Genomic DNA, 26,311 nt, shown 5'->3' with positions numbered 1-26,311 from the left:
TTCACTCTTCCTCCTCATAAAAGGCGTTCATTTCGTCAATTTCTTTAAAGAATGCTTGCACGAAACCTCGTTTACTAGCTTCCATCTTAACAATTCGCCCGATAAAGGTTCGTAAAAATGGTTTGATACCCGTCAAATCAAACAGCTCAATCTCATATTCAAAAAGTTGCGGCCCAATTTTCGTGAGTTTTCCAGAACGTCCCTCACGTTTAATCCGTTCAATAAGGTATTCATCGCGTTTTTCATCGATTTGAAGCTGCATCGCCAATCTGTCTTTCTCACAATTCCCAGTCATATTGCTCCAAAAATACGGCTGACATGCATCAAATTCTGCTACGATATGATCGAAATCTTCCGAATGACCTAACAGCTTTACAGAAGCAAGATGTTCTAGGCGGAAAGTAGTGAAAAAACGACTTTGCTTCATTCGCCCAATGACGTAACACCGCCCAGTTTGCGAGCTGACTAGTAGTTTTATCGGTAAAAATGGTTTTGAAATGACATTTTCATGACCGAAACGGTGGATTTCAACGTACTTTTTCGACTGAATGGCCGCAAGTAAATCAAACGCAATTTGTTCATCTAAAGTATGAACAGGATAGAAATGTTTAAATTGAAACGGCGAAGCGGGGACAAATTGCTGCACGTTTAAAATATACGCGCCTAGCACCCCAATTGGCAGCACTTCCTTGAAAAATTGAATGGCCGTTAAAAATCCATTTGAAAGTTTTGGAAAATCAGCAAGCTTATAATAGTTCACTTTTTTTTGTTTGGTTTGCTCGAAAATTCCTAATTTGACATATTCCGATAGTTTTTTTCGAACAGTGCCCTCTTCGATTAGTTTTTCCGCGTCAAGGATGCCGAGTATTTCTTGCAAGTTTTTGGCGCCGAGTGTGAGTGCATCAATGAGCATGAAATGCAAGAAAATATCATTCTTCGTAAAGGATTTTGCTTTCCATACCGAGAAAAAAGGGTTTTCGCTTAAAGAATTGGTGTTAATCGCAAGGCGGACGACTTTTTTCGTGCCACTTACTTCCGTTTCAATGTAATTATGGAAGTAGCTTTCAATGCGTCGGCGCTCGGTATCGTAGCTGCGAATGCTTTTTTGCCCAAATTCTTCGCGTGTTTTAAAGCCATAGATGTAGAAATCGCGGGCGTAAGTGCGCACCGTATTCATATTTTTGATTAGTTCTTGGAATTCTTTTGCCACAAAAATCTTCTCCTCTCTCTTTCAGATTAACATTGCGCACCTTTTTTTAAAAGATAAAATCATGACTTTTTTCTATACTAAAGATATCGATTAGTGAAGGAGTGCAAGAATATGTTTGTCAACTACGAAAAAAAAGCGAACAGAAAACCTATTAAAATATGGCTTGAAAGCGCGTCTGATATTGAGGCAGGCTGTTTAGAACAAGCGAAAGAAGTTGCTCGTTTGCCTTTCGTGTTCAAATGGCTTGCGCTTATGCCGGATACGCATTTTGGGAAAGGAATGCCGATTGGCGGGGTTTTGGCGACGAAAGATGTGATTGTGCCTTACGCGGTTGGAATGGATATTGGGTGCGGGATGTGTTTTATTGAAACGAATATTTTAGCACGCGATGTGCGCGAAATTATGCCGCAACTTGTTCAAACGACGCTAAAAAAAATTCCGGTTGGAAAAGGGAAGCACAGCGAGAAGCAAATTTCCGAGCAACTGGATGGAGCAGAAAAAATGACGTTTTATGAGGCGCTTCCAAATGTGCGCGAAACAATTGAATATGCGTACTATCAAATTGGAACGCTAGGCGGTGGGAATCATTTCATTGAATTCCAAGAAGATGAAAAAGGCTATTTATGTATTATGCTCCATTCTGGAAGCCGCCATCTTGGTGCCGCAATTTGTACGCATTTTGATAAAATTGCGCAAGAAGCGAACCAAAAATGGTACAGCAATTTGTCGGCAGAAAACGCGCTTTCCTTCTTACCAATTGATTCCGAAGAAGGGCGCGCCTATATTGAATGGATGAACTTCGCGCTTGATTACGCGTATTTAAACCGCGAAACAATGTTGAACCGAACGATGGAAATCACGCGTGAAATTGTGCAGCGAGAATTAAATCAAACGGTCGAATTTAAAGGGCGGATTAATTGCCACCACAACTATGCTTCGCTTGAAACGCATTACGACGAACAAGTGTATGTTCACCGAAAAGGCGCGACAAGTGCTAAAAACGGCGAACTAGGTATAATTCCAGGCGCAATGGGCTCAAAAAGCTACATTACAATGGGACTAGGGAGTAAAGAAAGCTTCCATTCGTCCTCACACGGCGCCGGCAGAAATTACTCCAGAACACGAGCAAAAGCGAATTTCCCAGCTAAAGAAGTATTGGCAGATTTAGAAAACCAACAAGTGACACTTGGGAAAACCAATTTAAAAGATGTAGCTGAAGAAAGCCGCTACGCGTATAAAGACATTGACCAAGTGATGCAAAACCAAAAAGACCTCGTCGCAATCGTGAAAACACTACACACACTAGGGGTCATAAAAGGGTAAAAACAAGCTGGCTCCAGATAGACTTCCTTCTTAACCTCAATTAGTCTATTGCATTTCCAGCTACCGAAATTTGGAGGCTCTTGGCGGACTTCCTTCTATAGGAACTAGTTCGCCTCTTTTCCTCCGTATAAAAAGGAGAAACAACATGTATGAATTAACAATTCGACGTCAAAACGGAATTTATTTACCTCAAATAAAAAATAGTGAGGTCACTACAAAAAAATTAGAACAGTTTCTAACAAAAGCTGCGCAATTAGGCTATTCTGTTTCAATCGAGCTAATAGAAGGCCTTTCTAATGAACATTTAGAAGGGATCTTGGCAGCGATGTATGAAATAAAAGGCGTGAAAAATCATAAAGCATTCCATAAAAATTTCCCAAAACAAGTGGCGGAAATGGACGATTTGGAACTTTACGGGAAAGCCGTTTTGCATTATGCGACGTTCGGTTCCTATTTGCCAAATGATAAAGAAGAAACGCGTGCAGCACTAAACGGGGTCTACAAGTTGCAAGAAATCAAATTTGTCAGTGAAGCGGACATGATAAAGCTCACCAACCAACTGATTCATAGCAAGGAAGCGTTCAGTGGGCATGATAAAGCCGATTTGAAAATTTTACTTAGAAATTTTGGTGGGAAAGCTCAATTTGAAAATGTGACACAAAAAGAAAATTTGGCTTTTCTAATTAAAATGTGTCTTAAATACCAGTTGGACACGGCAGCTTTGATGGCGGAAATGAAAACGGCAACGGATGTGCTTCGCTTTGCGGTTAGCTTGTCAGACGGCGATACATCGCTTGCTGAACCCACTCGCTTTATTACCTTCAAAAGACCAATGCGCCGTTTAATGCTGGAAAATCTTAATCAAACAGCCAATTTAACGGAGGATATGCGCCGACACAAACGGGCGTTCATTCGCCTTGGTGAGAAATTGCACCCTTCTGAATATCGGAACGTATATCCGCACGCAGCGGCGGGATTTGATGTGATACGAAACAATGAAAAAGTCATTACGTTTAATCGGAAAGTAGAGTGTGCCCTTGCTGAATCTAATTTGGCGGAAGCAATCTCGCTTTTAAAATCCCGCCCAGGCGAATTTGCGCGCCGTTTCGATCATCTGCTTAGAATTTTTTTCGATGAAGCGGAACAAAACCAGCTGTTTCACGCATTTAAGCAAGTGGCAACTCGCACGTCGGTGCCGATTTTGCTTAACATGCGCAGCCATTTTGAAAGCCGTACGAAAAATCAGGCGGCGCGTATTTTTTTCCCAAAAGGTCAAAAAGCAAAAGTTTTTGTGACGGAAGAAACACGTGTCAAAATCGCCATGCAGACGGCTTTGCGTGTCATTCAAATTTGCGACGATGCGTTAGTTTCGCAGTTTGCGCAAAAAGATTATTTGGGAAAAGTCTTTGTTGATGAGGAGTTGAAAAACTACACGGTTCCGTTTGCGAATCGCTCCACGAATAAAAGTTTGAAGCAATTTGCCCGTGGTTCAAGAATCAAACTGAATTTTGAGGAGCATCCGATTTTGCGTTTGTTTATTTACTGGAAAGGTGACATGGTGGATATTGATTCGTCGGTAATGCTTTTTGATGAAAATTATAGTCAAGTGTCTTACTGTTCGTATTATGAATTGCGAGATGCGGCGCATACAATGACGCATAGTGGTGATATTACGTCTGCGCCAGATGGGGCTTCCGAATTTATTGATATAAAACTGAAAAGAGCTCAGAAAATTGGCGCGAAATATGCAGCGATATCTATCAATAGTTTTTCAAGAATCCCGTATTCGGAATTAGAGGAATGCTTTGTCGGATTGATGAACCGAACGGATAGCGAGTCAGGTGAGATTTTCGAACCGAAAACGGTGTCGCAAAAGTTTGACTTAACATCTATACAGATGGCGGTCATGCCATTTATTGTTGACTTGGAAGCACAAGAGCTCGTTTGGTGTGATTTAGGTTTGGGGTATGAGGAGGGAGCGCCAAACAATATCCATACGCATTTAACGGGGATTGAGGCAATCACTTATGCTATGACGACACTTAAAAAGCCAACGCTCTATGATTTGTTTTGCTTGCACGGGAAGGCTCGCGGCGAACTCGTTTTAAACCGAGAAGAAGCTGATGTTATTTTTGGAGCGGGCGGCAATGTGGAAGCGAGCGATTTCGAAAAAATTATGGGTGAATTTATCTAGCGGCATCGAAAAATATGGGTGCTGCTAGTCTTATTTTGTTATACTAAAAAGAAAAAGGAGAACATCATGGCAATTATTCAATTGAAAAGCACAAATCCGGCATTTTCATTTCTGATTAAGAAAAATCCAGCTTCTGGTATGGTTTTTCGGGGCATTCGAAAAGGCATTGCGACAGGCTGGTTTAGCGCTGAAGGGACATACCACGTCTTTTTTCAAGATGCGCAAAACACAATTTCTTTTAAGGGGAAAAATGAACCGGATTTTGATTACTTAAACCTATCGAAATATACGAGCCCATTTGCTTATTTGCAGATGACAAATGACTTTTTTAGGAGTGTTTATACGAAAGAAAACGATCAAGATACACGAGGTTTTAAAAATCGTCTTGTTTTTTCAATGATTTATGCGCGAAAAGAACATTATTTGCGATTTTTTAAACAACATTTTGAGAACTATGATTTTACGGTTGTGAAGAAGACAGAGAATTATTATGAAGTGGCAATTGAAACCGAGGAAACACTAGGCGACTTATTAAAGTTAGCTAATGTATTTTGCTTGTTCCTAGCGATGAATAGTAAAGAGTCCATCCAAGTGGAGGATAGTTTAATTCAAAAATACATTCAGTTCCTCATCGATTTAGATGTGCCTTATTTTATTCGCTATTTATTCGCGCAAAACTTCCTTTTTCGTCCGAAAACGTTTCAAAAATTTAAAAAACAATTGGAAGCGACTGAAAAATACGATATCGAGTTGCAATTTGGTGGCACACACTTGCAGCGTCGTAACGCCATTTTAGCGCGGCTTGATTTTTCCAATTCCATTGTGGATATTGGTTGTGGGGAAGGCTTTTATGCGATTCCATTTGCGAAAAAGCTAGCCGACACGGATTTTTATTACGCGATTGATATTGATACCGAATTGCTAAGGCACGTTGAAAAGCGGGCGAGCCGCGAGGAAATTGAAAATATCGGTACGTACGAATCATTCGAACATTTTTTAGAAAATGCGCCGACTGAAAAAGTGGATGTTCTGCTTACGGAAGTGATTGAGCATATGCCGATAAAGCAGGCTGACAAATTGGTGACGCAAGTTTTAAATAGTACAGATTTCGAACATTTTATTGTGACGACGCCTAATCGGGATTTCAATGCGTTTTATGAACTGGAAGATGCGTTCCGCCATACGGACCATAAATTCGAAAGTTCTGCTGAAGAATTTCAAGATTGGCTTCGCGAAATTGTCGGGAGGTCTAACCGTTTTGAAGTGGATTTTTTCCAAATAGGGGATAAAGTGAACGGTATTAGTACGTCGAGCGGTGCAATTATTTATAGAAAAGAGGTGGAATAGATGGAGCTTAGGACGAGTTTACATACGATTTTTTTGATGATTGGACCGAGTGAGTGTGGGAAAACGACATTTGCGAAGGAATTTTTGATGCCGGCACTCCGTAAAGATGTACCGGAGAAGAACTATTTTATGAACATCAGCTATCTTTCTTCAGATGAAATTCGCCAAGATTTACTGGGGCATGCGCATGACAAATATGCGAGAGTCATGCTCGAGAGCAGTGAGCAAGCTTTTTCTCTTTTGTATGAAAAGCTGAGACTTGCGACATCGTTTCCGATTCAATCCGATTTCGTCGTTATTGATTCAACGGGACTTTCCGATAAATTTCGCGAGCAAATAAGAAAAATTGCCGTAGAAAATCATTACAATGTGGAAGTAGTGCTGTTTGATTATAAAAATCGCGCTGATTATTTTCGAACGGAACGAAGTAAAACTATTATTTCGAACCATATTACACGTTTGCGGCGTGAGGTATTACCCGTTTTACGACGCGAAAATTATCAGGCTGTTCACCGGGTAAGATTTCCGGTGCAGAAACTAGATGTGGCGATTTCAAATTATGAGGAAATGCTTGGTACGCTTCTTCCGCCAGACGAAACCTACACGTTTATCGGGGATGTTCATGAGTGTAAAACGAGCCTTATCTCGCTTTTGAAAAAATATAATTTCGTTTTTGATGCGGATGAAATGATTGTCGAAAAACCAAGTCACGAATTTATTTTGCTTGGCGACTTTATCGACAAGGGGAAAAATACGCGCGCGATGGTCGAGTTTCTTTATAAAAATAAAACGCATTTTCGCATTGTTTTAGGCAATCATGAAAATTTTGTGCATAAATATATTGAAAAGAAAATTCAAGGTGCGGACGAAACGCTCGTAAGAGACTATTTTGATTCAATTCCTGTACTCTCTTCAGATGCAGAACTTTATGCGAAATTTGTTGAACTTGTTTTACAGGCGCAGCCGTTTTATCGTGTCATTGGAGAAGGACAACCAAGCTTTTACGCAACTCATGCGCCGTGTAAAACGAAATTCCTAGGCAAGCTCGACGATGAATCAAAACGGCAGATGCGCAACTTCCGTTTATTCCGAGATGAAAATATTGAAGAGCAGTTGTCGTTTTTGAGAGATGAGGCGAAATCGATTCACCCGTACCACTTTTTCGGTCACATCGCTTCAAATCAGGCTTTTCGCATAAAAAATAATATTCATGTTGATACGGGATGTGTGCAGGGTGGCTCGCTGACGGGTGTGACGCTGAACTATCGTTTGTCGTATCAGTCCGTACAAAGCGACAACGCAGAAACCGAGCAACTGCCTACTTTGTTTAAACGCCAAAAACAAGTGTCGGAAGCTGAACTAACAACGGCAGATGCGAAGCGTTTAGCGTACGTGGCAGAGGAAAAAATTAATTTCATTTCAGGAACAATTGCGCCCGCTGAAAGTGATGCAGAGAAAAATGAACTTGAGTCGTTAGACAAAGCGCTTGATTATTTCCGCTCTAAAGACTGCTGCGAAATTACGTTACAGCCTAAATACATGGGCTCCCGTTGCAATATTTATTTGCACAAAAACAGTAAAAAAAGCTACGCGGTTAGCCGTAACGGCTTTAAAATCCGCGACGAACGTCTAAATGATTTATTCGCTACGCTAAAAACGCGGTTTAATGATATTTTTGAAAAAAACGATTTATCATGGCTCATTTTGGACGGCGAACTCATGCCATGGCACATTCTCGGACAAGGTTTAATTGATGAGAAATACACACCAATTAGTGTCGCGCAACATACCGAATTGGATATTTTGGCTGAAGCAGGATATGATGTAGCCTTTCAGGCGGTGATTCAGAAAATGGAAGCAACCGATTTTGAATACGACCAAGTGAAAATGAGTAAAAAAAATCTCATTGAAAAATATGGAAGTGGTGACTATCAAACGTTTAAAAATGCCCTAGTTTTAAAAAATAATTATGTTGCGACGGAAAGTCTGAAAAAAGCCGCAGAAAAATTTGATGAACAATTAAAATTATACGGCTCACCTGAAGAAATGACATTCAAACCATTTTCTATTTTAAAGATGGTTCAAAATGATGGTACCGAAAAACGTTGGGCAGGAACAACTTCAGAAATGTATGCTGTGCTATCAGACGACTCTTTTGTCACGATTAATCTCCAAAATGAGGATGCCTCACAAATTGCGGCAGACTACTTTAAAACCTATACTTTCGACCAAAAAATGGAAGGTATTGTAATAAAGCCAGAAAAGCAAGTGGAAAATGTAGCTCCCGCAATGAAAGTGCGCAATGAGGACTATTTACACTTAATTTACGGCTACGACTATCATTTTGAAGGAAAATATGCCAAATTAATACGCAACAAAAAAGTTAAACAAAAGCTTCGAACATCGATTTCGGAATATAAGTACGGTGAAGAAATGCTCGATGTGCCGCTAGCAGAAATTTCGGAGCACAATGACGTTTATAAAGCGGCCGCTATTAATATGTTGTTTGAAACGATGAAGGAAGCGGAGATTGATCCGCGGTTGTAGTTTATGAAGCGTAACGAGAAGTTACGCTTTTTTGCTTTTAATTAAGCAATTAAAAGCAAAAGGATTTTGTGTGATTCAAAAATTAATAAAAAATTTGATTTGACCTGCAAAATGGAAGTTTTTTGTTATAATAAATATAAAATGAAAATGTGAGGGCTTAAAAAAATATGAAAAAAAAAATCAATGTTGTTGGGGCAGCAATTATAAAAGAAAATAAAGTATTGTGTGCGAGAAGAAAGAAAGATAAATCTTTAGGCGGTTTGTGGGAATTCCCAGGTGGAAAGATAGAGGAAAATGAATTGCCTAGAGATGCGTTAAAGAGAGAGATAATGGAAGAAATGAATGTAGATTTAGAGATAGGTGAAGAAATTTGTTCGAGTACTTATTCATATGACTTTGGTGATGTTAATTTAACAGTATTTTATTCAAAAATAATTAGTGGAGAAATGAAATTAAATGACCATGACAAAATTGTATGGTTAGATAGAGATGAACTGAATTTAATTGATTGGGCACCAGCAGATTTGGAAGCAGTGGCTAGAATTAAAGGATAACATCTATTTGAAGGAGATTCCTAAATGAATATAAATGAAGCTTTAAAAGAATCGATTCAATCCAGCCTAATTGATGGCCAAGATTACATACAAAATAGACTATCGCCTAGATTGGTGATAAATAATCAAAAAGCTGATGAAACAGTTCTAGAAGTTCTTCAGTCTGAATTAAAAGTGTGTAAAAATTTTTCATTTACAATTGCTTTCATTTCTTATGCAGGGTTAGCGGCACTAAAAACAGTACTATATGACTTAGCAATTAAGGGTGTAAAAGGCAGAATCATTACTTCAAATTATCTTGCATTTAATAGTCCAAAGATGTATAGAGAACTTTTGAAAATTAAGAATTTAGAAGTGAGAATTTCTGATTCGGAAGGTTTCCATTCAAAGGGGTATATATTTGATCATGGGAATTACCAATCTATTATGATAGGCAGTTCAAATTTAACAAGGTCAGCATTAATGACAAATTATGAATGGAACTTTAAGATTAGTTCGAATGAAAACGGAAAAGTTGTTGAACAAATAAATGGACAATTTGAAGATGAATGGAAAAGCGCGGTTAATTTAACTCCTGACTTGATTAATCAATATGAGAAAAAGTTTTTAGAAATGAAAAAAATAGAGGCTGAGGTATTAGGTAAAATAAAAGTTGAAAAGTCAGAAGTGACTATTGCACCTAATAGTATGCAAAAAGTTGCACTTGTTGAGTTAGAGACTTTACGAAATCAGGGAGAAAAGAAAGCTTTAGTAATTTCTGCAACAGGAACAGGAAAAACGTATCTAGCTGCTTTTGACGTTCAAAATGTTAAGCCAAAGCGTTTTTTATTCATTGTCCATAGAGAGCAAATATTGTTAAAAGCTTTGGAATGTTTTAAGGATATTATTGGTGGAGATGAGAGAGATTACGGCATATTAACGGGTAATCAACGTGATTATACGGCTAAATATCTTTTTTCTACTGTGCAAACAATATCTAAGGAAGAAGTTAGAACCTACTACGGAAAAGAATACTTTGATTATATTATCATTGATGAGTCACATAGGGCTGCAGCAAACTCATATTTAGATATTGTAAACTATTTTAACCCTAAATTTCTTTTAGGAATGACGGCAACTCCCGAGCGTACTGATGAATTGAATATTTATGATTTATTTGATTTCAATGTAGCCTATGAAATCCGTTTACAAGAAGCATTGGAAGCTGATATGCTAGTTCCATTTTATTATTTTGGGGTAGTTGATTATGAAAAAGATGGTGTAGTAGTGGATGATAATACAAAGCTGAAAAATTTAATTGAATCAGAGAGAGTTGAGCATATAATTGAAAAGATTAATTATTATGGATTTGATGGGGATAAAGTACATGGTTTAATTTTCTGTAGTCTAAAAGAGGAAGCAAGGTCACTGGCAGAAGAATTAACGGCAAGAGGACTAAAGACTAAAGCTTTAACAGGTGAAGATAGCATTAAAACACGAGAAAAAGTAATTTGTGAGTTAGAAGAGGGACAAATAGATTATATTGTAACAGTTGATTTGTTTAGTGAGGGAATAGATATCCCTTGTATTAATCAGATAATAATGTTACGCCATACAAAATCTAGCATTGTTTTTATCCAACAACTTGGTAGAGGGTTAAGAAAGTATCCAGAGAAAGAATTTCTTACAGTAATAGATTTTATTGGAAATTACAAAAATAATTTCTTAATCCCAATAGCTTTGAATGGAGATAAGTCTCTAAATAAAGGAAATCTCAAAGATTATTTGAGCAAAACAGTACTCTCGGGAGTATCTGTTATCAATTTTGAGAGAATTGCAGAAGCTCGAGTTTATGAAGCTATAACGGTAGCAACATTAGATTCAATGAAAGAACTCAAAGAATTATTTTTAGATCTAAAATATAGGTTAAATCGAGTACCTCTACTCAAAGATTTTATTGAGAATGATTCTATAGACCCAATCATAATTGCGAGTAAGAAAAAGAATTATTATGCCTTTTTAAAAACTATGAAAGAGAATTTTTATGTTGAGAGTGAAGGTGAGGAAATCTTAAACTTCTTGACACAAGAGCTCTTAACAGGTAAAAGAACGCATGAATTAATAGTGCTAAAATACTTAATAGAATATAGCTTTATACCTAAGCAAGAAATTAGTTCATTATTGCAGAGTCGAGGGATTGCCTATGATGAGGCTGTTATCTCTAGTGTAATATCTGTGTTAACATTCGAGTTTTTCAAATCAGATAATAAAAATCCATATAGACATATTTCTTTGCTTAAAAATGATAGTGAGAAGTTAGAACTATCGGATACAATGGTAGCGCTAATGAAAGGTGATTCAAGTTTTCGCATTCTAGTAGATGATATTATTGAAACAGGACTTTGCAGAGGGCAACGATACAAAAATGGTGGCAGTTTCTCACTTTATGAACGCTATACAAGAAAAGATTTCTGTAGATTAATGAATTGGAGTAAAGATGAGTCATCAACTATTTACGGATATAGGATAAAGCATAATACCTGTCCAATCTTTGTGACGTATGAAAAAGATGCCATAGATTATAAATATAAAGATACATTAATTGCTCCTGATGTATTAAGTTGGTACTCTAAAACGCAACGAAACTTAAACTCCAAAGATATTATGCAGTTTAGAAATATTGAAAAAGAAAACCTTGAAATGCATTTGTTTATAAAAAAAGATGAATCTGATAAAAGTGAATTCTATTATTTAGGAAAATGTAGTCCAATTAAAGATAGTTTTAAGGAAGAAATTCATGATGATAAGCCCATCGTTAATATGTTGTTGAAATTGGAGAATGAGATAGAGCCGTCACTATATCATTCGTTAACAAGGAATTTATAATTAGAAGTCAGGAGGCTCTCCAAATGCAACTAAAATCCATTCGCACCCACCCCGAAATCCTCCGCCCAGCAATTGAGTATTTCCAATCAAAATGGGCCGATGAGGATACTAGCACGATTTATGAGGATTGTCTAACGCATGCGATGCAGACAGAAAGCCCGCTGCCGCAATGGTTCTTGCTCTATGATGGGGAGCAGATTATCGGCTGCGCCGGTCTTATCACGAATGACTTTATTAGCCGAATGGATTTGTACCCGTGGCTATGCGCACTGTATATCGAAGAAACTTATCGGGGTAGAAATTACGCCAAGCTTCTTATCGATCATACGAAAGAAGTGGCGAAACAATTAGGATTTCCTAAAATCTATCTTTGCACGAATTTGATTGGCTACTATGAAAAACAGCAGTTTCGCTATATTGGTGATGGTTATCATCCGTGGGGTGAAAAATCGCGAATTTATGAAAGCGAAAATTTATAAAAATGACTCCCTAAACGTAGGGAGTCATTTTTTTTGGCGTCGTCTAATAATTAGCCCAACGACAATAACAAGAATAGAAAATAAAATGCTGTATGGAACAATTTTCGGACGGTAGCTAAGCGCAATTTGATGTTTTCCTTCCGGGACTGAAATGCTTGTGAAATTGCCCATTACTTGGCTAGTTGTTGTGTTTTTTCCGTCAATTTTAATTTGCCAAGCTTTATCGTACGGAATGGATAAAAAGAGCTCTTTTTTGCCTTTTGGCGCGGTGACAGTGCCACTCAAATGGTCGCCATTTTCTTCCGTTAATTGAAGCGCTCCGGAGTTTACATGATGGGTGAGATTTTGAAAGCGGGCCTCGTCCAGAGTATAAAATGCCATTTTCTCAGTTGAAAATCGTTTTTTCGGTTTAAACATAACCGAGATTTTTTCACCTTTTTTAAAGAAACCAAGATTATAAAGCTGATTAGAGTTAATCGCGATGTTTGTTTGATGCAATTTGCCGTTTACGTAGAGTTCATCAGTTGCGCGAAATTCCGCATTAGGCAGGTACATGAGCACATCGCCGCTTGTACGCGTGACGATTTCTTCTGTTGTTTTCACTAAATAAGGCTCTTTGTTAGGTAAAATACCTTGAAGAACAGACTCCAAATTTGAAAAAACAGCGCCGTCACGTAATTTTATGTTGCCGTCAGCGATGAAAAAGCCAGAACCAACTGCTTCCGCATTTTGAACAGCATGTAAAGCATCGTTTTGATAGGAAATTTGGTAGCGCACATTGAGCAATAAGTTCATTGCAGGATTTGCATCGACATAACTATAGCGCCGTTCATTTTTCGAATAAAGACCTAAATTTTTGAGCGTTTCAAGTGTTTGTTTATTTAATGTTGATGTGTAAGCGGAAGTGCCCGCGTAATGGAACGAAATCGCATCATTATAGCCATTATAAACATCAACATAACCTAATTTAGCGCCTGGAATTTTAGTTTGAACCCTGAAAAGTTCATCGCCTGGATTAAGTTTATTCATAAAGGAAGCTATATTTTTTGAGAAAGTTGAAAAAGTATGTTGCTTACCAAAATCTACATCTTGAAGACCCATTCGATAATTGCTGCCTAATTCAAAGAAAAGGAGAAGTGCGAGAAAAACAAGGAGCCAATTGGCTTTTTTTCGTGCCCATAGTAGTAGCAAAAGAACATAAATGCCAATAAAAACAACTGACGCTAGTAAACTCCACACTTGTTGTGCTTCAAAAAATGGTTCTTGCTTGAAAACGAGATTTTGAAAGCCCAGCCCGATTTCTCCAGCAATAAGAATGCCGATAAATATTCCAGCTGCCCGAAAAAGATAAACCGATTCGAAAGATTTCCTGAAATGAAGAAAACCTTTATAGGCAAATGCGATAATTAGAAAGCTAAATATAAAAGACTGACGGTACGGAAAGCCAGCAGGCGCCTGAAACATATGCCAAATTGTGTTGAAAAGTTCGATGATAAATGTAGCAAAAATCGCGAGAAATAAGTAAGCACCAATTAATTTTTCTCGTTTAGGAATGCTGCGGATTAAAAAATACATGATGAAAAATAAAGTGATCAATATTCCTGAATAAATGGTAGGTAAGTGATCAAGCCGCGAATCAAACCGAATTGTCCCTACTCCGAATTGCGACAAGAAAGAAACAAAGAACTTTGGATAAGGTAAAAGTGTACTAAACGCAAAGTTAGTTTTTTCCGTATTCAGCATCCCTAAAATAGACGGGATTAAAATAAAACTCGTCGCTAAACCAGCAAAAAGCGAACAAAAAACAAATTTTTTCCCTCGTGAAAGCAGTGTGCGAAAGCGCCAGTCCTCCCGTTTTTTATAGCGGATTGCGTACAAATAAAGGCTGTAAATAACCGCAAAAAGGCATACCATGTAACCTAAATAATAATTTGTTACGATGGTAAGAAAAAGTGCTATCACGTACATAGTCCCGCGGTTCAAAAGCCAAATTTTCTCCAGCCCTAAAACAACAAAAGGCAGCAAAACCAGTGCATCCAGCCACATATAATTCACACCATAGGCAATGGTAAAACCGCAAAAACTATACGCTGTAGAGAATAACCATATGGAATAACTGGTCGTTTTGTAGTGTTTAGCTAAATAATAACTCATGGAAAAGCCCATCGCACTAATTTTTAAAATCATCATCCAAGATAGCGCAATCGGCATATTCGCCTCGTTGAACATGAGGCTAATCAGATTGAAAGGGCTTGCCAAATAGTAGCCACTAAGCGATAAAACAGAATCTCCAATACCATTTGAAAAAGAATAAAGACTAAATCCATCTGTAAAAAAATTATGAAATAAGTGCAAAAATTGCATGTACTGTGAACCAATGTCACTCACTAAAAATGCTTGATCTCCAAAGGGCACAATGTGCAGCGAATAAAAAACGATACAACAAATGCCGAATGGAATACAAAAGCTCCCGCTGTAAAAAATTATTTTTTTCATGACACACCTCGTATAAATTTTTAAAATCTGTGAGAAGTTACATTCATCTCATTTTTATAGTTTGCTCAACATATTACATTTTTACCACGTTTTAAAAAATGTAATCTTGTAGTTCTGCATTTTTGTTATAATAAAAATAAAAGGGGCGGATTGAAAATGAGTGATGTGATGAAAGAAATTAATGATTTTCGCGAAGAGCGCGATTGGCGCAAGTTTCATAAGCCTAAGGATTTAGCGCTTTCGGTGTCGATTGAAGCAGCAGAGCTACTTGAAAATTTCCAGTGGAAAACGAGCGAGGAAGCTATTCAAGCAAACATGGGAAATATTCGTGATGAGATTGCAGATGTTTTAATTTATAGCTACATGTTGGCAGCTGATTTAAATTTAAATATTGAGGAACTAATTTTAGCCAAATTGGAGAAGAATAAAGCAAAATATCCTATAGAAAAAAGCAAGGTTTCCCGTCAAAAATATACGGAATTAAACTAAAAAGGAGAAACAGTGATGAAACTAACAAAATGGAGTTACTTTTTGCATGCATTTTTGAAATTGTTAGCGATAATTTACGCGGGTACATTAATCGTAAGCGGAACGATGTTGCTAAACGGGGGAGAAGTTAGTTTTAACGATTTTCCTGATGAAAATAGCCCTTTTAGCTTTACTATGTCTTCTTCAGTTGCGGCAGAAAAAACAAATGTAGCACTTGAAGCTGGTATCGGCTTTTTTGTTGCCGTTATCGCTTTAATATTCCTAGTTGGTGCATTATGGCTAGCAAGTGAAATTTTTAGAAGCTTTTCAAAAGGGAAAACACCGTTTCGTGAGAGAAACGTCAAGCGTATTAAGAAAATCGCAACATTAACGCTCTGTTACGCCATTATCCCACAAGTTTTATATTCCCTTTTACATACGATTTTTATCCCCGGCTATTATTTTTCCTTGTCAATCGGAATCACATTCCTATTAGCGATTGCATTTTTCATTTTGGCAGAAGTTTTCGTGTACGGAAACAATGTGGAAAAAAGTTTGAAAGACAAATTGCTTCAGGAGAAATCAGACTCGCAAAACTAGGCGTATCTGTTAATTTACAGGCGTTCCTTGATGAAAATATAATTTCCAGTGCCCATTTTGATATTTCCAAATGCTGCTACGCAAGCTTGTTTCATTTGTTGTATGATTTAGTAGCGTATAAGTTGTTAGTTGGCTTTTTTGCCCTAATGAATGCGATTCAAACTCTAAAATTTCATATTGATCAGCCGGCAATGAGGCATTTAAATAATCTTTTTTTTGCGTTTTATTTCCAGATTTACCAAACTCCAAGTAATTTTCGTCTAACAGATTTAAGATTTCAGTCATAGTTGAACGATTTTCGGCGTTTAAATGCGTCATTTCAAGTTCATAAAAGTTGCATTCTTGCATAGGCATCATTATTTTCCTTTCTAAAACCCAGATTTTAAGCCCATTATAGCACTTTCTAAATGAATCTTCCTAGACTTTCCCCGCCACTTTAGGTAAAATAGGAATGTCAGTTTATAAAAAAGTAAATTACCGGATGGTGAAATAAAAATGACAGATAAACCTGTTAAAATCAGACTGAAACATGTCACAAAACAATATGATTTACTTAAAAATAAAACAGAAAAGATTACTGCGGCGCTTTTAAATAAAAAAACCGATAGTTTTTGGGCTCTCCGTGATGTAAGTATCGAAATCCGTGACGGCGAAACAGTGGGACTTATCGGAATTAACGGTTCTGGGAAATCAACCATTTCAAGTATTATTTCGGGCGTTATCGTGCCGACTTCTGGTGAAGTAGAAATTAATGGTGAGGCATCTTTAATTGCGATTCAAGTAGGTCTTAAAGGTCCGCTTACTGGAATTGAAAATATTCGTTTGAAACTCCTTATGCACGGCATGACGAATAAAGAAATTGAAGCGCAAATTCCGTCCATTATTGACTTTGCGGACATTGGAGATTTCATCAACCAACCCATTAAAAACTATTCGAGTGGTATGAAATCGCGTCTTGGCTTTGCCATTTCGGTCCATTTAGACCCAGATATTCTCGTTATTGATGAAGCGTTATCCGTCGGGGACCAAACGTTTTATCAAAAATGTGTTGATAAAATCAATGAATTTAAAGCTCGTGGGAAAACGATTATTTTTGTCAGTCATTCTATTACACAAGTGAAAAACTTATGTGATCGTATTGTGTGGATGCATTATGGTCGTATTCGCGAAGATGGCGATAAGGAAACCGTTTCGGAGTCCTATATCAATTTTGTTAATTGGTATAACAGCATTACCAAAGAGGCAAAGAAAAAATATATCGAGGATCGTCGCGAGGAACAAAAAATTGGCCTAGGTCTTTCCGAGGAACGCAAAAAGCCAAATCAAAAAACAATTTCAAAAACAAACGTATTTATTGCGTGTTTTATTGCCGCACTCACGATTTTCTTCGGCTATTTAGTTGCAAGTGGCACATCATTCATCGGCTTGTTCGCCGACGGTACACCACAAACGCAGATTACTAGCCAAGCAGATGCAAACGAAAAAGTACCAATTCAAAACGTTTGAGCAAATTCCAAATAAACAAAAAGGATATAACCTAGCTACCGAGCAGGTTACATCCTTTTTTTAGAATACGGTTTTTGAAGTCTGTTAATTATTGATTTCATCATTATGGTAACACATTTTTAAAAAATAAAGTAACATAAATCAAAGCTTTCAGAACAAATAGAGAACAAAAGATTATTGATATATTGCACAAGTATTACCCGAATATGACACAAAAAGAAATGACTGATTATCTGAAAAAACTAGAAAATGAAGGTTGTGGCTATGTAGCTCTTGTTAATGGATTTTTAAAGCAATATGAGGGAAGTGAAAAAGAGTTTGAGAAAGAGTTTGGATTTCCTTTATATTCAACTGAGAATGGAGAAAAGAAAATTAATTTTAATTTTCTTTTAGTAGATTTATATGCTTCACAAGATAACCATAACCCTAAAGAATTTTTATGGTGGAAGTGGGGAGATACTTTTGACGGAAATGAAGATGAGTCAGACACTGTTGGAGCTGGAACAAATCAAGAAAGTCGCGAACATAGACTCACACAATATTTAGAGGACCACAATATTAATGTTGATTTTAAAAATAATATTACGCCATCTGTTTCAAATTATGATAAATATAAAAATGACGGGGAACTTATACTTTCAGTTAATCCAATTATTTTTGAAGATAAAGAAGGTAAAAATGCATATACTGCTGAAGGTGGACATGCAATTAGTATTACTGGAAAAACAGATGACGGCCGTTTAGTTGTATCTTCATGGGGGGAGAAATTTTATGTTGATCCTAAAGATTATAATGATGCAAATAACTTCAATATGCAGTTGGTTAAATATGCGTAAGAAAATAGCTTTAATCATGATAAGTTTATTATTTGTAACAGGGTGTACGAATATTGATGGGAGTGAGTCACAAATGAAAGATATTAAAGATATTTCAGCTTCAATCTATCCAACCGCTGATTTTAATTTAAAAGAAGCATCTGAAAAGGGTATAGGAACGGAGAGCGAATATAAGGAAGCACAAAATATTTATCTATTTTTCTTTAGTGAATATTTGAATTCTATCTATGATTTTAAGCAAGTTGATGCTACATTAAATGCTAAAGGTTTTAAACCAGTAAAGAAAAAAAACTATTATCAACAGAATAGTCAGTTGGAATCAGAGTATATCTATATTAGAAATAATGTACATCCAGAGAGGCTAACGCAGAAAGATATTGAGTATTTAATTACTACTGGTAAGAAATCTGGAGATGAGCATGCTAAATCTATTGTAAAGAATACAAATGTTGATGTTATGTCAATTCAACTGAACGATAGTAGTGAAAAGTATAGAACTTCGTATGAAAGAAGCAATTCAAAAGAAGGAATTGTTAGTAACGATGCACTTGTTCTCTATGTTAGCTATGAGGATATAAAAGAAGATGATAATGAGTATGTCAAAAATGGAAATCAGGAAGCTCAAGTAGTAAAAAATGACGTCATTCTACCAGTTGAAAGTGCATTGAAAAATTTGCCAAATGATGTGGAAGTGTTTAACACGTCTTGGTAATGTAAGAGTGTATGGAACATAAAGGTTTTGTTTCATAAAAATAAACAAGCATAAATCCAGTAAAAGCCATTTTTTAAGATGGTGTTATTACAAGATTTATGCTTGTTTTTCTTAATGCTCTAACTTCGCTAAATCAAGTCGCATTTTACTTCGCTTTCAACTCTCCTTCTAAGCGTAAGCGTTGGACTTTCATTGTGGCTGTGCGAGGAATGTCGTCGTAAGCCATGATGATTGGTTCGTTTATGTGCGGGAGGTCGGTTAGTTCGTTAAACCAGGCGTCCCAGTTCATTTCGTGGTCGGCGCATACTGAAATAATCGGCTGCGGACTGCCGTCTTTGCCGCGAATGATGACAACTTCATCGAGAAAATCGAGGGAATCTAGCAGTTTGTCCTCAATTGCGAGGGTGCTTTCGATATTTTCAACGAGGTCGACTTGGCGGTCAAGGAGGTATAGGGCGCCGGTTTCATTTTTTACGCCGTAATCGCCGCTGTCCCACCATAAGCCGTACGTATTTTCAGTGAAGCGCGCGTCTTCTTTAAAATAGGTAAGGGCTCTTCCTTTTGAAAGCATGTGGATATTACCGGGCGTGCCGTTTGGAACGGGCTCGCCTTTATCGTTTACGATTCGAACTTCAGTTAAACCCTTCATTCCGTAACCCATGTTACGGGCGTCGAGGTTTTGCAGGCTTTTTTTCGTATGGAAACGCAAAATCATTGGCCCGCACTCGCTTTGACCGTAAACTTGCATAAAAACTGGCCGTTTTTCAGAAGATGTGTTTAAGAAAGTGGCCATGGTTTCTTTGTTGATGGCGTCAAAGGTGGAGTGATAGTATTTGACGGACTTGAAAATTTCCGGTTTTTCGCGAGCGAGTGAAACCCACTGCACGAAATTATTCGGGTGCGTTTCGACGATTTTTGGCTGGAATTTGTTGAAAAGTCGTTCGATGCTCGTTTTTGTTGGATTTGCAATTGGAAGTAGCGGGAAGCCTTGTGACATCAAGGATGAAATGCCGATGTTAAAGCGCGAATGAACGGGCGAAATATGAAAAGCGGCTAATTCTTTTTCGCGAATAAGGCTTAAAATATTGCGCTGCCATTTGGTGCGCCAACCCATGGAGTTTGCGCTGTGGGCAATTAATTTCGGGATGCCAGTTGTGCCGGACGTGTGCGTCATGTAGGAAATCATATCTTTTGGGAGTTCTTCTTGCTCAGCGATTTTTTCTACAGCGAAGCTTGCTAGTTCCTCGGCGCAAATGAGTTGGCCTGTGCTCAAATTGGAGATTGCACGGGCTTTGTCAGCCGTTGCTGCATCGAAAAGTAAGAAGGGCAAATCTAAGCGTTCTGCTAAAATTTCCATTGTAGTAGTGGGAAGGTGTGGCGAAATCATTGCGGGGACTGCCCCGAGGTAACTTGCGGCCACGGCGAACAAGTAGGTATCAAATTTTGCGGATTTGTAAATGATGATTTTGTCTGCTTTCTTGACGCCCGCCTTTTTTAATTGTGTGGCTTTCTGCACAATCGCATCTAAACAGCCAGCATACGTCGTTTCTAGACCAAGTTCGGCAAATCCGGCGAGCGTTTCATCAAAGAAAATGGGCACATCAGGGAAGCGCTCAGCGGATTCTTTAAAATTGGTAAATAAATTTAGTGGAACATAGGGATTATTCATACAAGTAACTCCTTTAGTTAAGATGAGTTTATTATACCACCAAATACTTAATCTTTTTGGTTTAAACTTCGCATGAATTCACCGTGTGTTTTCCAACTTAAAATAACACTACTGTCGATTTTGTTTAAAACATCATACAAGTAGCTGAAAATTTTCAATTCGTTACGCACATTCGGGTTGATGCAAGATAAAAGGACGTTTTGTACGGTTTCTCCTTCAATTTGGACAGCATGTTTTAAATGGACGAAGATACCAAGAAACGGTGTGCCGCGATTTGTTGTGCAGTGCGGGACAGCCAAATGGTTAATCACCAAATTGTTTTCTTTTGATTCCCGACTCACAATTTTTTCGCGTTCGCCAGCCGATAAAATCCCTTTTTGCACAAGAAAAGCCGTTAAGTCTTGAATGACCGTTTGCCAACATGCGTTTTTTTCGTTGTGGAACTCGGTTTCGGTCGTCTTCGGGAAATAATCTTCCAAATGCCGCTCAATATCAATTTTTTCGAGCAAGTCGCGAATGGCTCGTAAATCGGTTTCCGTCATGATTTGCCGGATTGTGTAACTTTCGGTTGCTAGTTGCGGCGCGGCGCCGTCTTGATTGTTTAAAACCAGTTTAATCGCGCGATTTTGAACCAAACTTTGCAGTTCGGCGAGATTCATCGCCAGTTTAACGTTCACTTCTGGAATCGCGCGCTCAATCGCCTGCTTATTAATGTTCGCAATCGCATATTGACTAGAAAAAAGCACGAGTTCAATCGGCGCGGTCTTAACACGATCCATCGCGCAAGAAAAATATAGCCCAATCAAATCAATCTCATAAATTTGGACAGAGAAAGTTTGCCTCACAAGACTAATAAAATGAATGCTAAGGTCAAAAGCAAGCGGATAAAGCGCCTTAATATTCGCGATATTATGAAGCTTCCGGTCCGCAAGAATAATCGGATAGGCAACGCTTCGCTTCAGATGACTCGCAAGACTCGTCGCCAGTTCGATATCGTAAAAAGGCGCCCCGTGCTCCTCGCAAGTAAGTTGCAATAAATCTAAAATCTTTTCGGTTGAAAGCGATGCAATCAGTTTATTTTGCTCAGAAAGAAAAGTTTGCACCATACTACCGATATTATGGGCACAAGAAATACCAGATTGTTCTAAAATGCCGTTTATTTTTGTGTCAGGAAGATCGGTTTCATAACGCAGCGCATAAATGGCCAAACAAATACTTGCAATTTGGGCAGAGTGGGCGTGTTCATAATGAAACGCGTGGCGCTCACTGCGTATATTTTCTGTCAATCGCTCAAAAATAGTAGGCGCCAAACCAAGTTTTGTTAAAAAGAAAGCTGGTTTCTGCAAAATCAAATTGGCGAGCAGTGTAATTTTGCGGGACTTAGGCTCATCTAAAAAGTGACCATAATTTTTTTTCGACAGGATCGAAAGCCGTTTCGCGTAGCTTTGTTTCAATGACGCCATTTTATCAGTTAGCATCGGTTTTGATAAAAATAAGGTTTCAGATAAGTCATCGAGCGTGACAAAATCGCGTGTTGCTAGCTCAAACAAAAGGAGTTCCGCATCGCTTGCCGTGCGCTTGAAAAGCTGATTAAAGCTATCTTCGTTTGAAATGATAAGCGCGTAGCCGTTTTCAACCGAAGTAATTTTCGCCACTAAAATGAGTTCGTCATTCAACGCATGAATGTCGCGTAAAATCGTTCTTTTTGATGCCGATAATTGCTTGGCAAGCTCTGGACCAGTTTGATTTTGATGTAATAGTAGTTGGATCAGGTTCATTTGCCGCTCGTTCAAAGTTGTTCACCTCCTAATTTAAAGCTTTTTTCATGCGCGAAAGTCCATCTAGAAGTTTGCTTTCCGGGCAGGCGACATTTAGGCGGAGGAAGCCACTGGCTCCGTAAGTCGCGCCTGACATGACGGCCACTTTTCCTTTTGTGACAAGCGCTTCTTGAATGGCGGCATCCGTCAAATTGAGGGACCTCGCGTCTAGCCAAGCAAGATACGTGGCTTCGGGTTTCAAAAATGCGATGCCTGGTAACTCGGCCGAAAAGAAATCGCGCACGAGGTTCATGTTTTTATCCAAATAAATGAGCAGTTCATCGACGTAGTCGGCCCCCTCATTATACCCCGCGATTAGCGCGTGCATGCCGAGAATGCTGACCGAAGAAAGCGCATCACGCCCCTTTAAAATGCGCAAAAAATTTTCCCGCAAATTTTCATCTGGAACGAGCAAATAGGAGCCAATCAGCCCCGGCGTATTCATCGTTTTACTTGCGGACGAACAAATCGCAACCCGCTCCGTGCCAAGGCTTAGAACCGGCGTATAGGCAGAGCCTGGATACACGATGTCCATATGAATATCGTCCGAAATCAGAAAAACATCGTATGCCTTACAAAGTGCCATAATTTTTAAAAGCTCTTCTTTTGAGAAAACGCGCCCAGTTGGGTTGTGCGGATTTGTTAATAATAACACTTTAGCCGTTTGAAGTCCCTGTTCAAGTGAGTGAAAGTCAATTGTATAACGTCCGTTTTCAAGATGCAATGGATTCAAGACAAGTTCACGATTTTGCTCCTTAATGATGTTGAAAAAAGCATCATAAAGCGGAGAGAAAACGACGATTTTATCATGCGGACGACTGTTCAGTTCAATTAAAACGGAAATGGCGTAACACACAGTCGGACTATAAAGCACCCAATCCTCTTCAAAATTGGCATTAAAACGCGTTTTATACCAACCAGTGATACTCGATTTAAAGGCGTGATGGTTCCATCTCGAATAGCCAAAAATACCGTGCGAAACGCGTTCGCTAACGGCTCGAATAACAGGTTCCGGCGCTTTGAAATCCGTATCTGAAATGGAAAACGGCAATAAGCCTTCCTCCCCAAAGCGGTCCTGAATATAGTCCCACTGCGTACAAAACGTATTTCTCCGGTCAATAACTTGGTCGAAATGATAGGTCATTTTAAAATCCCTTTCTACTATGCAAGGAAGCTTAATTTTTAAGCTTCCTTGTTTTTGTATTAAAACTGACTAATTTCCGTATGGACTGACGTGCTATATGTGTTTACAAAGGAAGAAACGAGTTGCTTGGTCGCATTGTAATCGCAGCAGGAAATCATACTTGAATTTGCGTGTAAATAACGAGTTGGCAATGTGAAGGCAATGACCGGGCGCCCGGAAGCCATCACGTTGTAGCGCCCGCCATCAGTTGCGCCCGTTTTCAGCGTGCAAAATTGCAAAGGAATATCCAGTTTTCCTGCTAACATTTTAAAAGCCTTTGTCAGTTTTTTGTGTGCCAAGTAGCGTTTATCGAAAAGCGGAATGCCAGCACCGCCGCCTAGTTTTAGCGGGAAATGAATCGGGTTGATGTTCGGCGTGTCACCTGCTACGAGCGTGTCTAAAATAATGGCGATGTCAGGCTCGATTTTTTGAACCGAAGTTTGTGCCCCGCGCAGGCCGACTTCTTCTTGCACCGTCGCCACGCCGTAAAGCGTCGCATTCGCATTATCAAATGCCTTGAAAATTTCCACCATGAGCGCACATCCCGCCCGATTATCGAGCGCTTTTCCGAGAATTTTATCGTCTGAAAGAGCAGCAAAATTCGCTTCTGGTGTCACAAAATCCCCGATGTTAACCCCTCTTTTTAGAACGGCTTCATAAGAATCTGCGCCAATATCAATAAACATTTCAGAAATAGCAGCAGGTTTTTGTTTCTCGCTTTCAGATAATGCATGCGGGGCAACCGACCCGATAATCCCTAAAACCTTTGCCCCGTCTTCCGTACGAATTTCAACGCGGTGATTGAGTAAGCTTTGACTCCAAAACGAACCAACCGTGTCAAAATAAATGAAACCATCTGCTGTAATATGTTTCACGATAAAGCCAACTTCATCCATGTGCGCAACGACCGCAATTTTAGGGCCGCTAGAACCTTTTCGCGCAATAAAGCTGCCTAAACCATCGTAACTAATTTCATCGGCCACACTTCCTAGTTCTTCCTTTAAAATTTGTCGCACTTCTTCTTCGTCGCCGCTTACGCTAGATGCCTTCACCAGTCGTTTCAGTAAGTCTTTCTTCATTTTTTAATTTCGCCTCTTTCCGTTTTAACCAAATCGATTTTAACGTAATAATCAAGAAAATATTTAGCGCGAGCCCAATGAATAGCGCCAGATAGAACCAATACCAAGGAGACATCAGTCCAATTAGCGGGTCGAAAATTCCAATTCCTGGTGCTAAACGTTCAACACCAAACATAATCGTTAGAACGCCAGCAATTCCGCCACTAATTGTGTTCGCCGTAATCATCGGCAGCGGCGCGGCAAGCGCATAAGGAATTGCTGGTTCTGTTGCAACGGTAGCCCCAACAATTATCGAGCTGATGGCAGCGCCTTTTTCTTGTTTTGTAAACAGGCGCGGGGCAATAAATGTAGCGATACCAGCGGCCATTGGTGGCATAAGTGCCACAACACCAACAATTGCGTACCAATCGTAAATCCCTTTATCCAGAAGAGCGAAGCAGAAGAACCAGGCTGTTTTATTAATCGGACCGCCCATATCAAAGGCAAGCATAGCGCCAACAAGGAAGGCCGCGGCAAATTTCATCGATGACGGAATCGTGTTCAAGAAATGAAGCATGCCGTCCATCATACCACCCATCAAAGGCCCAAGAACGTAGTAGGTTAAAATTCCAAAAACAAATAACGTGACAAAAGGGATAATCATCGAACCTAGGAGCGGCTGAAGTGCCTTGCCTAGTTTCACTTTACGGAAGTATTTCACAAAATAACCAACGCCAAGTCCGAGGACAACGGCACCAAGGAAACCAGCGCCTGATTGTGTGCCGAGCATCGTGTTATCATTCGCCAAATAAGTTACCAAGAAAGCAGGCGCAAATGCCGGCTTATCGCCAATTGAACTCGCAATATAAGCGCCCATAATTGGAATCATAAATTTAAAGCCAAGATAACCAATGGACTCAACAATCCAAGTGAATGACGGATCGCCGTTTGTCATATCAGTATACGGCATGCCAAATTGCACGAGCATATTAGCAATTGCAACAAGTAAACCACCGCCAATAACAAACGGAAGTGCTGCTGAAACGCCAGCCATCAGATGACCCATAACAGAACCAGATGGCGTTTCCTGTTTGCCCATCTTAACCGCTTGATCGCTGCCAAATGTCGTTGCTTTGGCGCCCAAATCATCAAAAAGCGTTTCAATTTGTTTAAGCGCTTCAGAAACCTTAATTTCAACTACTTTTTTCCCAGCAAAACGGAAATAGTCATCTTCGCTAATCGTGCGTCCTAGCGCCAAAATGACGTAATCCGCCGCTTTAATTTCCGCCGGCGTCAAGTGGTTTTCGACCCCGCTCGCACCTTGCGTTTCCACTTTAATTGTATGCCCAAGCGATACCGCTTTTCGCTCCAGCGCCTCAGCGACCATATACGTGTGGGCGATGCCAGCAGGACAATTCGTGATAGCTACAATTTTCAACCTAAACCT

At 39.0% G+C, this 26,311-nt stretch carries 20 protein-coding genes; 12 read left to right on the top strand and 8 right to left on the bottom strand.

Annotated elements, in window-relative coordinates:
- Position 1: 1 nt before the first annotated feature.
- Complete coding sequence (locus BN1609_RS05880) at positions 2-1,210, bottom strand: WYL domain-containing protein (protein WP_088840635.1); 1,209 nt, start codon at positions 1,208-1,210, stop codon at positions 2-4.
- A 111-nt stretch (positions 1,211-1,321) separates the two neighbouring features.
- Between BN1609_RS05880 and BN1609_RS05875 the strand changes: the two genes are divergently transcribed.
- From BN1609_RS05875 to BN1609_RS05845, 7 genes are all read left to right on the top strand, one after another.
- Positions 1,322-2,533, top strand: a complete 1,212-nt coding sequence (locus tag BN1609_RS05875; RefSeq protein ID WP_088840634.1) for an RtcB family protein — start codon at positions 1,322-1,324, stop codon at positions 2,531-2,533.
- Positions 2,534-2,678: 145 nt separating this feature from the next.
- Positions 2,679-4,727, top strand: a complete 2,049-nt coding sequence (locus BN1609_RS05870) for a TerD family protein (RefSeq protein ID WP_088840633.1) — start codon at positions 2,679-2,681, stop codon at positions 4,725-4,727.
- Between the two features lie 66 nt (positions 4,728-4,793).
- Complete coding sequence (locus tag BN1609_RS05865; protein ID WP_088810420.1) at positions 4,794-6,074, top strand: methyltransferase domain-containing protein; 1,281 nt, start codon at positions 4,794-4,796, stop codon at positions 6,072-6,074.
- Positions 6,075-8,621, top strand: coding sequence for a metallophosphoesterase (locus BN1609_RS05860; RefSeq protein ID WP_088840632.1), 2,547 nt, complete (start codon positions 6,075-6,077; stop codon positions 8,619-8,621). It begins immediately after the preceding gene.
- A gap of 167 nt (positions 8,622-8,788) precedes the next feature.
- Positions 8,789-9,175 carry a (deoxy)nucleoside triphosphate pyrophosphohydrolase gene (locus BN1609_RS05855; RefSeq protein ID WP_088810418.1) on the top strand — a complete coding sequence of 129 codons (387 nt, stop codon included), beginning with the start codon at positions 8,789-8,791 and terminating at the stop codon, positions 9,173-9,175.
- 24 nt (positions 9,176-9,199) lie between these two features.
- Complete coding sequence (locus BN1609_RS05850; RefSeq protein ID WP_088816054.1) at positions 9,200-12,040, top strand: DEAD/DEAH box helicase; 2,841 nt, start codon at positions 9,200-9,202, stop codon at positions 12,038-12,040.
- A gap of 23 nt (positions 12,041-12,063) precedes the next feature.
- Positions 12,064-12,519 carry a GNAT family N-acetyltransferase gene (locus BN1609_RS05845; RefSeq protein ID WP_088810416.1) on the top strand — a complete coding sequence of 152 codons (456 nt, stop codon included), beginning with the start codon at positions 12,064-12,066 and terminating at the stop codon, positions 12,517-12,519.
- A 24-nt stretch (positions 12,520-12,543) separates the two neighbouring features.
- Here BN1609_RS05845 and BN1609_RS05840 read toward each other — a convergent pair whose 3' ends face one another.
- Positions 12,544-15,015 (bottom strand): YfhO family protein, encoded by a 2,472-nt coding sequence (locus tag BN1609_RS05840; RefSeq protein WP_088810415.1) that lies wholly within the window; start codon positions 15,013-15,015, stop codon positions 12,544-12,546.
- 156 nt (positions 15,016-15,171) lie between these two features.
- Here BN1609_RS05840 and BN1609_RS05835 point away from each other — a divergent pair, with 156 nt between their 5' ends.
- Together BN1609_RS05835 and BN1609_RS05830 are read left to right on the top strand one after the other, a co-directional pair.
- Complete coding sequence (locus BN1609_RS05835; RefSeq protein WP_088816053.1) at positions 15,172-15,504, top strand: nucleotide pyrophosphohydrolase; 333 nt, start codon at positions 15,172-15,174, stop codon at positions 15,502-15,504.
- Positions 15,505-15,519: 15 nt separating this feature from the next.
- Positions 15,520-16,083, top strand: a complete 564-nt coding sequence (locus BN1609_RS05830; protein WP_088810413.1) for a DUF2975 domain-containing protein — start codon at positions 15,520-15,522, stop codon at positions 16,081-16,083.
- A gap of 9 nt (positions 16,084-16,092) precedes the next feature.
- On the opposite strand, the gene BN1609_RS05825 is transcribed toward BN1609_RS05830, so the two are convergent.
- Positions 16,093-16,440 (bottom strand): DUF4440 domain-containing protein, encoded by a 348-nt coding sequence (locus BN1609_RS05825; RefSeq protein ID WP_255377323.1) that lies wholly within the window; start codon positions 16,438-16,440, stop codon positions 16,093-16,095.
- Between the two features lie 138 nt (positions 16,441-16,578).
- Between BN1609_RS05825 and BN1609_RS05820 the strand changes: the two genes are divergently transcribed.
- The 3 genes from BN1609_RS05820 (at position 16,579) to BN1609_RS05810 (ending at position 19,137) form a co-directional block, all read left to right on the top strand.
- Entirely contained in the window at positions 16,579-17,589 is a 1,011-nt protein-coding gene (locus BN1609_RS05820) for an ABC transporter ATP-binding protein (RefSeq protein ID WP_088810411.1), read from the top strand.
- Between the two features lie 206 nt (positions 17,590-17,795).
- Positions 17,796-18,425 (top strand): hypothetical protein, encoded by a 630-nt coding sequence (locus BN1609_RS05815; protein ID WP_088840631.1) that lies wholly within the window; start codon positions 17,796-17,798, stop codon positions 18,423-18,425.
- 73 nt (positions 18,426-18,498) lie between these two features.
- Positions 18,499-19,137 carry a hypothetical protein gene (locus BN1609_RS05810; protein WP_088840630.1) on the top strand — a complete coding sequence of 213 codons (639 nt, stop codon included), beginning with the start codon at positions 18,499-18,501 and terminating at the stop codon, positions 19,135-19,137.
- Between the two features lie 145 nt (positions 19,138-19,282).
- On the opposite strand, the gene BN1609_RS05805 is transcribed toward BN1609_RS05810, so the two are convergent.
- The 5 genes from BN1609_RS05805 to BN1609_RS05785 are packed head-to-tail and all read right to left on the bottom strand — an operon-like array spanning position 19,283 to position 26,302.
- On the bottom strand, positions 19,283-20,806 hold the full coding sequence (locus BN1609_RS05805; protein WP_088840629.1) for an acyl-CoA synthetase: 1,524 nt from the start codon (positions 20,804-20,806) through the stop codon (positions 19,283-19,285).
- 47 nt (positions 20,807-20,853) lie between these two features.
- Complete coding sequence (locus tag BN1609_RS05800) at positions 20,854-22,599, bottom strand: HTH domain-containing protein (protein WP_088810407.1); 1,746 nt, start codon at positions 22,597-22,599, stop codon at positions 20,854-20,856.
- Positions 22,600-22,612: 13 nt separating this feature from the next.
- Positions 22,613-23,767, bottom strand: coding sequence for a MalY/PatB family protein (locus tag BN1609_RS05795; RefSeq protein WP_088816043.1), 1,155 nt, complete (start codon positions 23,765-23,767; stop codon positions 22,613-22,615).
- 59 nt (positions 23,768-23,826) lie between these two features.
- Positions 23,827-24,885, bottom strand: a complete 1,059-nt coding sequence (locus tag BN1609_RS05790) for an endo-1,4-beta-glucanase (RefSeq protein WP_088810405.1) — start codon at positions 24,883-24,885, stop codon at positions 23,827-23,829.
- Entirely contained in the window at positions 24,845-26,302 is a 1,458-nt protein-coding gene (locus BN1609_RS05785; protein WP_088816042.1) for a PTS fructose-like transporter subunit IIBC, read from the bottom strand. The genes BN1609_RS05790 and BN1609_RS05785 overlap by 41 nt, the downstream gene beginning before the upstream one ends.
- Positions 26,303-26,311: the final 9 nt, after the last annotated feature.

Source organism: Listeria sp. ILCC797, from assembly GCF_900186185.1.
GTDB lineage: Bacteria > Bacillota > Bacilli > Lactobacillales > Listeriaceae > Listeria > Listeria goaensis.
Note: the sequence above shows the minus strand (reverse complement) of the source record. Positions and strands in the feature narration are given on the sequence as shown.